Below are 6,725 nucleotides of genomic sequence, written 5' to 3'. Positions count from 1 at the left end.
TGGCTCTCCACGCAGCCGGCGCCCTAATGCACTCGAGCCGCCGGACAGAGGTGAGCAATTACCAATCATTAGCCGCGGCGGGACCGACGGTCCAACTCGATATGGCGCCGATAGCTAGGCATGTGATCGAGGATGGGTCGGTTCCGGGCGGCTTCAACGCATGACAGGAAGTTGGCCTTGAACCTCTTTCCATCTGCCAGGACGCGCGTGACCGGCCGGACCGCCCTCGTCGGCGCTGCCGTGCTGGCTGCGCTTGCCATGGTGAACCACGTCGCCGCTCGCCGGGCCGAACGCAAACATCCACCCCGGGGCCGGTTCGTCGAGGTGGACGGGGTTCGGCTGCACTACAGCGACCGGGGTCACGGCACGCCCGTCGTCCTGGTGCACGGCAATGCCGTCACGGGCGATGACTACAACACGAGCGGCGTGGCCGAGCGACTGCTCGAGAACCACCGGGTCATCATCTTCGACCGCCCCGGCTTCGGGCATAGCCAACGCCCGCACGGGCGCATGTGGACGGCGATGGAGCAAGCCGAGCTGCTCCACGGTGCCTCGCAACAGTTGGGCGTCGAGCGGCCGGTCGTCGTCGGCCACTCCTGGGGCGCCATCGTCGCGCTCTCGCTCGCGGCGCGGCATCCGGCCGACGTGGCGGGTCTCGTCCTGCTGTCGGGCTACTACTTCTGGACGCTGCGGCCGGATGTGCTCCTGGTCGTCCCAGGGGCGATCCCGGTTCTCGGGGATATCCTGCGCTACACCGTCTCGCCCTGGCTAGGCCGCCTCATGATGCCGCTGCTGAAGCGGTCCATGTTCTCGCCGCTGCCGGTTCCGCCGCGGTTCCGGTCGGAATACTCGGACGCGATGGCACTGCGCCCGTCCCAGATCCGGGCCACCTCGGTCGATGGCGCGCTGATGATCCCGGGGGCGCTGATGAACCGCTCTGCCTACGACGACCTGCACATGCCCGTGGTGATCATGGCCGGGGCGGCCGACAAGGTCGTCTTCGCGCGCAGCGCCAAGCGACTGCAGGCCCGCATCCCGGGGAGTGTCCTGCAGATCGTCGAGCGGGTGGGGCACATGGTGCACTACGCCGTGCCAGGACAGGTCGTCGAGATGGTCGGACGCGTGGTCCATACCTCTGCCAAGGCACCCCGTGAGGAGTCTCAATCACCGCGGGCTTTCCCCAAGGGATTGGCAAGAGCCGCCTAGAGCAAATCGCCAGGCCGGAAATGCTCTAGCCATTCCACCTTCGCGCGGGCAGGGGCTTCGGCGCCGCCCTTCCGGTGATGCCGCTCGCCAAGCATCACCAGCGGTCGTAAGTCGCCTGCCACGGTAGCCCCCCGATCGAGGCTACCGCCGGGGCGGTCGGAAAGCGGCCTCGCGCTCTGGGCGTCGAGGCGCCGGCGAAAAGCCGGCGCGCTGGCATCGAGACATCAGACCCGCGCGCCGTCCCAGCGATCACCATCTTTCGACCCAGGGCCGCAGCACGATCTCAAAGGCCCAGGTCGACCGGTGCTGTCGGTGCAGCTGCAGGTAGATCTCCGCGATGCGGTCAGGATCGGCCATGTTGTCGTCGACGGTCGGTCCTGCCCGACGGTGGGCGCGGGTGCCATCTTCCTGGGGCAGGCCGACCGCGGCGTCGATCGGGACGTTCGCCACGTGGATCCCCTGCGGCATCAGTTCCCGTGCCATGCTCTGGGCGAGCCCGGATTTGGCATGGCATGCCATCGCGAAGGCGCCGCTCGCCGGGAAGCCCTTGAGGGCCGCGCTGGCGTTCGTGAAGATGATCGAGCCTCGCACGCCCTCGTCGTTCGGCTTGTTCTCTAGCATCGTGCGGGCTGCCTGCTGTCCGACCAGGAACGCGCTGAAGGCCGCGCTCCGGACGGTATCGAAGGCGAGGTCCGGATCGGCGTCGACGATCCTCTTGCCGAAGATGCCGGGAACCCGACCATCGATGTTGTGAACGACGAGCGTGGGGGCCCCGAGGTCCCGGCCGACGGTGGAAAACAGTTGCTCCACGGCTGCGGGGTCGCTGGCGTCGCAGCCGTAGCGACGCACGCCATGCGCCCGTTCCAATTCATGCAGCACCGGCTTGTCCGTGCTCCGGGCGGCGATGGCGACCGCCATGCCATTCGTCGCGAAGAGCCGCGCGCAGCTGGCGCTGATGCCGGGGCCGCCGCCGACGATCAGGGCGACCTCCCGCCGCTCTCGCCTATCGCTCGGCGCCATGTCTCGTGCTCCCTTGTGAAGCGGTGACAGCGGCCTTGCGGCCCGGGGCCAGCGCCTTCCGGGCCGCGGCCAGGATGCGGTTCGAAAGCTCGGGATCGTCGACGGTGCGCGCCAGGGTTAGCGCGCCGACCATGGTCGCCGCGGCCGCGAGGGCAGCGTCCTCCGACGATCGGCGCCCCGGCATCAGCCCGGCGATCCGTCCGACCATCGCCCGCACGACCCCCGTGAAGCCGCGCCGAAGCGCCATCACGTGGCGTGGCATCTCGCTCCCGAGCGCCGCCACCACGCAGCCATCGCCGCGGCGGTCCCGGTGGTCCGGGGTGAGGTAGCGGGCGACATAGTCCTCCAGGGACCTCGCGTCGCCCAGGCGCGCCGCGCTCGTCGCCAAGGCGTGTCGCAGGGCCGCCTCCGCCAGCCGCTCCTTGGAGCCGAACTGGCTGTACAGGCTGCCATGAGTGAGGCCGGCGGCCTCGGCCAGGGCATCGACGCCGACGCCGGAGATTCCCTGCTCGCGGAACAGCCGGGCGGCCCCGGCGAGGATGCGCTCGCGGTTCTCGGCGGCCTTCGCCTTGGTGACCTTCATGCCCCTGCCATCGCCAGTGGTCTGTGCACGCGTTGACATCATTAATGGCTGGCGCCATTAAAAGTCAATCCTGGCGGCCGCCATCAAAAGGGCAGCCGTGCGCGGAGGAGACCCGAGATGCGCATGTCCATCACGCCGCGCGCGACCGCGCGGGACACCAGCGGCAAGGAGGGGGCATGAGGGCCCCCGCAAGTCCGGGCCAGGTCCTGGCGATCGTCTGCGCCGGAATCGTGCTGGCCAACCTCGACCTGTTCATTGTCAACGTGGCGCTGCCGGACATCGCCCGGGATTTCGGCGACGCGAACCTCGGCGACTTGTCCTGGATCCTGAACGGCTACGCGATCGTCTATGCGGCGCTGCTGGTGCTGTGCGGCCGGCTGGCCGAACGCTATCCGCGCAACCTCAGCTTCCTTGCCGGCATCGCCCTGTTCACCATCGCCTCGGCCGCCTGCGCGCTGGCGAACAGCGTCTGGACCCTGGTCGCCTTCCGCCTCCTGCAAGCGGCCGGCGCGGCCCTGCTGACGCCCACCTCCCTCGGCCTCATCCTCGCGACCTTCCCGGCGGAGCGCCGCGGCGGCGCGGTCCGCACTTGGGCCGCCATCGGCGGGTTCGCCGCCGCCCTGGGCCCCCTGGTGGGCGGGCTGCTCGTCACAATCAGCTGGCGCTGGATCTTCCTGGTCAACGTTCCGATCGGCATCCTCGCGCTGGTCGTTGGGGCGATCCGGCTGCCACGCATCCCCGGCCATGACGTCCCGGTGCCGAGCACCTGGGCGGCCGCGCTGATCACCATCGGCATCAGCGCGCTGGCATTCGGGATCGTGAAGGTGAACGACTGGGGATGGAGTTCCGTCGGGGTGCCGCTGAGCTTCGCGGTGGCGGCGGCAACGCTGGCGCTGTTCGTTGCGCATTGCTTGAGCTCCGACGCGCCCTTCATCGATCCGGCGCTCTTCCGGATCCGGGACTTCACCCGGGCGACGCTGACGATGGCGCCGTTCTCGACCGCCTTCGGCGGCTTCCTGCTCTCGCTCGTGCTCTGGCAGGAAGGCGTCTGGCACTGGCCCGCCGAGAAGATCGGCTTGGCCATCGCGCCCGGCCCCTTCATGGTCCCCGTCACGTCCCTGCTGCTGGCCGGCCCGCTGATCCGCCGGTTCGGCCCGGCGCGCGTCGTGGCGGCAGGCCTCACCGTCTTCGCGGCCGGCGTGATCGTGTGGGCACTCGCCGCCGGACCGCAGGCCGACCTTGCCTTCGCCGTGCTGTGCGTCCTCCCCTCAGGGATCGGCGTCGGGCTCACGCTGCCGACGCTGATGGGCCTCGGCACCTCGGCCCTGCCGGCGTCGTCCTTCGCCACGGGGTCGGGCGTGATCAACATGATCCGCCAGATCGGCTTCGCGGTCGGCGTCGCCATCTTCGTAGCGATCGTCGCCGCGCCCGGCGCGGCCGAATCGGCGGTCGCGGCGTTCCGCCTGGCCTGGTGGGTGATGGCCGCGATCACCGTGGTTGGCCTGATCCCGCTTGCGGTGATCTCGCAGCGACGGGGCACCGTCACGGTGGCGCAACCGCGTCGGTCGACCTAGGCCACGGTCTGATCGACCCGTTTGTCTGCCTGGGGTCGCCAGCCGAAGTAGCTGGCGCACCCGGGCTACAGCCGCTTTGGGTCGCCTGCCGCGGTAGACTTCTCGGCCTCGGCGACCACCGAACAGGGCGGCAACCGGACCTGAGATGATCTCCGGAGTTCCTTGTGCATGCCGGCTCTCCGTGGACGTGCTCTCACGCCGTGAGGAGCGGCCAAATCCCATCAACGCCCAGGAGGAACAAGCAATGAAGCCCCGACGACCACAGCGACCCACATCCGTGGCCCGCGGCGTCCGCCGCGTCGCGGTCGTGCTCCTCCTCGCTGCCAGCGGCGGCGCCTGGGCGGCCTGGGCTGCCAGCGACCACCGCGCCGAGGTCACGTTCCCGGGCGAGCGCGTCTACCCGGAGAGCATTACCGCGACCGCGGACGGCACGCTGCTCGTGGGCAGCATCGTCGAGGGCGGCGTTTTCCGCGTCCGCCCCGGCGCCGCCACGGCCGAGCGGTGGATTCCGCCCGGCGCCGGCGACTCCATGTCCACCTTCGGCGTGCTCGCCGACGAGCGCTCCGGCACGCTCTGGGTGTGCTCGAACGACGCCTCGGCCCTTGGCGTGCCGCCGCCGGGCGGCAGGACGAAGCCGGTGGCGCTGAAGGCTTTCGATCTCGCGACTGGCGTGCCGAAGGCGAGTTACACGCTGCCCGGGGACAAGACGTTCTGCAACGACGCGGCGGTCGCACCGGACGGCACCGTGTACGTTACCGACTCGGTCCAGCCGCACGTGCTGAGGCTGCGGCCGGGCGCCGCGGCGCTCGAGGTCTGGGCGGAGCACCCGAGCTTCGGCGGCGGCGCGATCCTGGACGGCATCGAGATCGGCGCGGACGGCAGCGTCTATGTCAACACGTTCACGAGCGGGCGGCTGTTCCGCATCGCTATGGGACCGGACGGGAAGGCGGGCCAGGTGACCGAGCTGCGGACATCGCAGCCGCTCGACCATCCGGACGGCATGCGGCGCTACGGCCAGGACGCGCTGCTGCTGGCCGAAGGGGGCGGCCGCTTCGACATCGTCCACCTCGACGGCGGCGACAACGCGAGGGTCGAGGTCGTCAAGGACGGCTACAAGGGACCGGTCTCGGTGGTCCAGGTGGGCGACGTCGCCTGGATACTGGAGGGGCAGCAGAGCACCCTCTTCGGCCCCAAGGCGGGCGGCAAGCCCGGTCCCTTCCGCGCCTACGCCGTCCCCCTGCCCGCGCGGCAGTAGCGGCACCGCCTCGCTGCTGCTACGGCGCCTCCACCCCGATGCCGAGTTTGCCGACCGGGCGCTGTAGCGGTACACGCAAAGCGTGCCAGGGCTCGGTCGCGGATCCGGCACTGCCGCAATGACCGCTTTGCGTCGTACTCAGCGGTAGGCCCATCGGTCCCGTGCTAACGCTGCGGAGGGCGGGAAGCCGACGAGGATCAACCACGGGCGATTTCGGCGGCCTGCTCCAGACTGATCTCGTTAACGAGTGGATCGGCGTGCCGGTGCGCCAGCTTCCACTCGGCTCCCTGGCGGTGGAAGACCAGGGTGACGCGCAGCGACCAGTCCTGTTCGGGTAAGCCACCTACCTCGGCCCGCTGCCGTTCGATTGCCACCAGGACTACCATGTCTCCGGAGGTGTAGCTCTGCACCACCTCCAGCTCGGTCTTGCCGGCGCGAAAGAAGCGCGCCATCGCCTCCAAACGCTCGCCCGACATGTCGAAGCCGCGGCTAGGCGCTCCTCCGAACGGCGCCATAAGCGTGTAGTCGTCGGCATGGCTGATCAGTGCGAGGTAGGCCTTCATGTCGCCACGCATGAAAGCCGCGTTAGCCAGCCTGCAACGCTCGACGATTGCGGCTACGTCCGCGGCGGTGGCGTCCCGGTGCGCCATGTCCTTCCCCTCGGCCAATTGTAAGCCCAAGATGACGGACATCTTTACACAACCGGATATGCGGCGCGGAAATCGAAAGCCGGGTTTGGGTCAGACCCGGCGGTTCCGCCCCGGCACGACGCACTCCCGTCAGCCCTCCGGCCCACGGTCCGGCACGACCAGGATCGGCAGCACGATGCCGAGCGACACCGTGCGCCGGCCCTCGTTCTCGGACAGCGGCTCCAGTGCGGAGGCCGGCGCGCCGCAGGCGCAGGCCCGGAGGACTGCAGCCAGCCAGCCGCCTGCGCGCGCCTCGCTCACGCGCATGACGCCGCAGGCGGCGCCACAGTACGGGCAGCGGGCAAACGCGGTCAGGCCGGCCGCCCGAGCCGGGCCGCCGCAGCCTTGAGACGGTCCAGGTTGCTCGCCCGCCACTGCCGCCGGCTCGACCTCTTTGA

Annotated in this window: 7 protein-coding genes; 3 read left to right on the top strand and 4 right to left on the bottom strand. The window is 69.9% G+C overall.

Translation table 11 applies throughout. The annotated features are described in order from the left end of the window. Nucleotides 1-177: 177 nt before the first annotated feature. Nucleotides 178-1,206 carry an alpha/beta fold hydrolase gene (locus tag Q7A36_RS37535; RefSeq protein WP_305108907.1) on the top strand — a complete coding sequence of 343 codons (1,029 nt, stop codon included), beginning with the start codon at nucleotides 178-180 and terminating at the stop codon, nucleotides 1,204-1,206. A 249-nt stretch (nucleotides 1,207-1,455) separates the two neighbouring features. Here Q7A36_RS37535 and Q7A36_RS37530 read toward each other — a convergent pair whose 3' ends face one another. Together Q7A36_RS37530 and Q7A36_RS37525 are read right to left on the bottom strand one after the other, a co-directional pair. Further along, the gene (locus tag Q7A36_RS37530) at nucleotides 1,456-2,226 is read right to left on the bottom strand and encodes an SDR family oxidoreductase (RefSeq protein WP_305108906.1); all 771 of its coding nucleotides are present in this window, start codon (nucleotides 2,224-2,226) and stop codon (nucleotides 1,456-1,458) included. Continuing rightward, nucleotides 2,210-2,809, bottom strand: coding sequence for a TetR/AcrR family transcriptional regulator (locus Q7A36_RS37525; RefSeq protein ID WP_305108905.1), 600 nt, complete (start codon nucleotides 2,807-2,809; stop codon nucleotides 2,210-2,212). Before Q7A36_RS37525 ends, Q7A36_RS37530 begins: the two co-directional genes overlap by 17 nt. Nucleotides 2,810-2,985: 176 nt before the next feature. Between Q7A36_RS37525 and Q7A36_RS37520 the strand changes: the two genes are divergently transcribed. Together Q7A36_RS37520 and Q7A36_RS37515 are read left to right on the top strand one after the other, a co-directional pair. Then, on the top strand, nucleotides 2,986-4,383 hold the full coding sequence (locus tag Q7A36_RS37520; RefSeq protein ID WP_305108904.1) for an MFS transporter: 1,398 nt from the start codon (nucleotides 2,986-2,988) through the stop codon (nucleotides 4,381-4,383). A gap of 277 nt (nucleotides 4,384-4,660) precedes the next feature. Beyond that, entirely contained in the window at nucleotides 4,661-5,638 is a 978-nt protein-coding gene (locus Q7A36_RS37515) for a Vgb family protein (protein ID WP_305108903.1), read from the top strand. 197 nt (nucleotides 5,639-5,835) lie between these two features. Here Q7A36_RS37515 and Q7A36_RS37510 read toward each other — a convergent pair whose 3' ends face one another. Beyond that, nucleotides 5,836-6,330, bottom strand: coding sequence for a YybH family protein (locus Q7A36_RS37510; RefSeq protein WP_305108902.1), 495 nt, complete (start codon nucleotides 6,328-6,330; stop codon nucleotides 5,836-5,838). Nucleotides 6,331-6,417: 87 nt separating this feature from the next. Beyond that, on the bottom strand, nucleotides 6,418-6,725 hold a 308-nt coding region (locus Q7A36_RS37505), incomplete at its 5' end, for a hypothetical protein (protein ID WP_305108901.1).

Origin of the sequence: Paracraurococcus lichenis (assembly GCF_030657435.1) — a bacterium.
In the GTDB taxonomy this organism is placed as follows: Bacteria; Pseudomonadota; Alphaproteobacteria; order Acetobacterales; family Acetobacteraceae; genus Paracraurococcus; species Paracraurococcus lichenis.
This window is presented reverse-complemented; position numbering and strand designations above follow the sequence as displayed.

Excerpts from the sequence above, each read along its gene's own strand:
- Q7A36_RS37520 (WP_305108904.1), top strand. The coding sequence starts at position 2,986 with ATGAGGGCCCCCGCAAGTCCGGGCCAGGTCCTGGCGATCGTCTGCGCC.
- Q7A36_RS37510 (WP_305108902.1), bottom strand. The coding sequence starts at position 6,330 with ATGTCCGTCATCTTGGGCTTACAATTGGCCGAGGGGAAGGACATGGCG.
- Q7A36_RS37530 (WP_305108906.1), bottom strand. The coding sequence starts at position 2,226 with ATGGCGCCGAGCGATAGGCGAGAGCGGCGGGAGGTCGCCCTGATCGTC.
- Q7A36_RS37525 (WP_305108905.1), bottom strand. The coding sequence starts at position 2,809 with ATGAAGGTCACCAAGGCGAAGGCCGCCGAGAACCGCGAGCGCATCCTC.